At 73.2% G+C, this 2339-nt stretch carries 2 protein-coding genes and 1 pseudogene; all 3 read right to left on the bottom strand.

Translation table 11 applies throughout. The features are described 5' to 3' along the window. Positions 1 to 149 precede the first annotated feature (149 nt). Entirely contained in the window at positions 150 to 797 is a 648-nt protein-coding gene (gene scpB / locus ABD236_RS30135; RefSeq protein WP_344079125.1) for an SMC-Scp complex subunit ScpB, read from the bottom strand. Further along, the gene (locus ABD236_RS30130) at positions 794 to 1957 is read right to left on the bottom strand and encodes a segregation and condensation protein A (RefSeq protein ID WP_425543991.1); all 1164 of its coding nucleotides are present in this window, start codon (positions 1955 to 1957) and stop codon (positions 794 to 796) included. The genes scpB and ABD236_RS30130 overlap by 4 nt, the downstream gene beginning before the upstream one ends. A gap of 74 nt (positions 1958 to 2031) precedes the next feature. After that, positions 2032 to 2339, bottom strand: a pseudogene (locus tag ABD236_RS30125) (hypothetical protein); the annotation flags it as partial.

Raw genomic sequence — 2339 nt, 5'->3', positions numbered from 1 at the left:
GCGGAGTCGCTGGCCGCCGCCCGGGCGGTGGCCGCCACCGCCGCCGGGGCCGCCCCGGCCGCCACCGCCGCTGCTGCCGCGGCCGCCGCTGTTGCCACCACGGCTCCCGCCGTTGTTTCCGCTGCTGTTCCTGCCGCTGCTGCTTCGCATCAAATTTCCGTCTTGTCGTCTGCGGGGGTTTCCGGGGCGTCCAGCGCGTCCGGATCGAACGACGGGACACCTTCCAGGGTCTCGGCCTCGATCGCGTCCGCCTCGGGGAGGAAGGGCGCGAGCTCCGGGAGCTCGTCCAGGCCGCGCAGGCCCATCCGCTCCAGAAAGTAGTTCGTCGTCCTGTACAGGATCGCACCTGTTTCGGGTTCCGTGCCCGCCTCGTCGACCAGACCGCGCTGGAGCAGGGTCCGCATGACCCCGTCGCAGTTCACTCCGCGCACCGCCGAGACCCGGGACCGGCTCACCGGCTGGCGGTACGCGACGACCGCCAGGGTCTCCAGGGCCGCCTGGGTGAGCCGCGCCTGCTGGCCGTCCAGGACGAAGCCCTCGACGGCCGGGGCGTACTCGGCCCGGCTGTAGAACCGCCAGCCGCCCGCCACGAGCCGCAGCTCGAAGCCGCGGCCCTGGACGGTGTACTCGTCCGCCAGCTCGCGCAGCGCGTCCGCCACGGCCCGTCTGGGCCGCTCCAGCACCTTCGCCAGGTGCTCCTCGGTCGCCGGTTCGTCGATCACCATGAGAACGGCCTCGAGGGCGGGCTTGAGCGCGAGCTCCCCGGATTCCCGGATCACCCCGGATTCCTGGATCACGCCGTCTCCACCTCCACAACTCGGTCGAACTCGTCCGTGACGGCCGGCTGGTCCCCCTCGCCCCCGCTCCAGCGCACCATGAGCTCGCCGAGCGCCTCGTCCTGGTCCAGGACGACGGCCTTCTCGCGGTAGAGCTCCAGCAGGGCGAGGAAGCGGGCGACCACGGTGAGGGTGTCGGGCGCGTCCAGGGTCAGCTGCCGGAAACTGAAGTCCCCGCCTTCCCGCAACAGCGCGATCACGACCCGGGCCTGCTCCTGCACGGACACCAGCGGCGCGTGGATGTGATCCACGTACACCTGCGGCTTGGCCTTCGGCTGCATGGCCTTGACCGCCAGCTTGGCGAACCCGTCGGCGCCGATGCTGATGACGACCTCGGGCAGCAGCTCGGCGTGGTGGGCCTCGAGCCCGACGGTACGGGGGTAGCGGCGTGCCTCACTGTCCAGCCGCTCGCTGAAGATGTCCGCGATGCGCTTGTACGCGCGGTACTGGAGCAGCCGCGCGAACAGCAGGTCCCGCGCCTCCAGGAGCGCGAGGTCGGCCTCGTCCTCGACCTCGGCGGCGGGCAGCAGCCGGGCGGCCTTCAGATCGAGCAGCGTGGCGGCGACGACGAGGAACTCGGTGGTCTGGTCGAGGTCCCAGTCCGCGCCCATGGCGCGGATGTGCGCCATGAACTCATCGGTCACCTTCGACAGCGCGACCTCGGTGACGTCCATCTTGTGCTTGGAGATGAGCTGGAGGAGGAGGTCGAAGGGCCCTTCGAAGTTGTCCAGCCGAACGGTGAACCGCCCGTCGCCGACCGTTTCGGACCCGTCGACTTCCGGGGAAGCCGCTTCGGACACCTCCGGCCGCACCTCCAGGGGCGCGGGGAACTGCGCGACCGGCCCGGGACGGTCCGCGGCCGCCGACGAGAGCCCAGGGCCCTCGACGGGGGCGGGAGCGGGGTCCGGGGGCGCAGCCTCCGAGGGGGTGCGGGGGCGCAGCCCCGCCCGGGGGCCCGGGGGCACAGCCTCCGGAAGAGCTTCCTCCTCGACCTCTTCCCCGGCCGCCCGCCAAGGGCTTTCGGGAAGGGGCGGGGTGGGGGAGGAAACCCCCGGCCCCCGCCCGAGCGCACGGCGAACCCCCCGCACAGCGGGAGCATCCGATTCGTCGGCGTGGGGCAAGAGGCGTTCCAGACGGAGAGCGGGGCGGTACGGAGGGCGCGGGCGGCAGACGGCCGCACGCCGCAGGCTAGTGGCTACCGCCCGCGCAGACGGCGTACGAGAATGCTCGCGTCGCCCCGCGACTCCAGATCCGCGAGGACGACCGCGACGGCCTCGCGCACGATACGCCCGCGGTCGACCGCGAGCCCGTGCTCCCCGCGCAGGACCAGGCGCGCGTGCTCCAGGTCCATCAGCTCCTCCGCGGAGACGTACACCGTGATCTTCTCGTCGTGCCGCTCGCGCCCGCTGGGCCGCCGGTTGGCCGCCCGGGCCCGCCGACGCTGCTGGGCGGTGCCGGAGCCGGCGGACGCGGCGGCGCCGGAGGCCGGGGCCCCGGTCGTCC

The sequence above is a fragment of the Streptomyces crystallinus genome, from assembly GCF_039521265.1.
Taxonomy (GTDB): Bacteria; Actinomycetota; Actinomycetes; order Streptomycetales; family Streptomycetaceae; genus Streptomyces; species Streptomyces crystallinus.
Note: the sequence above shows the minus strand (reverse complement) of the source record. Positions and strands in the feature narration are given on the sequence as shown.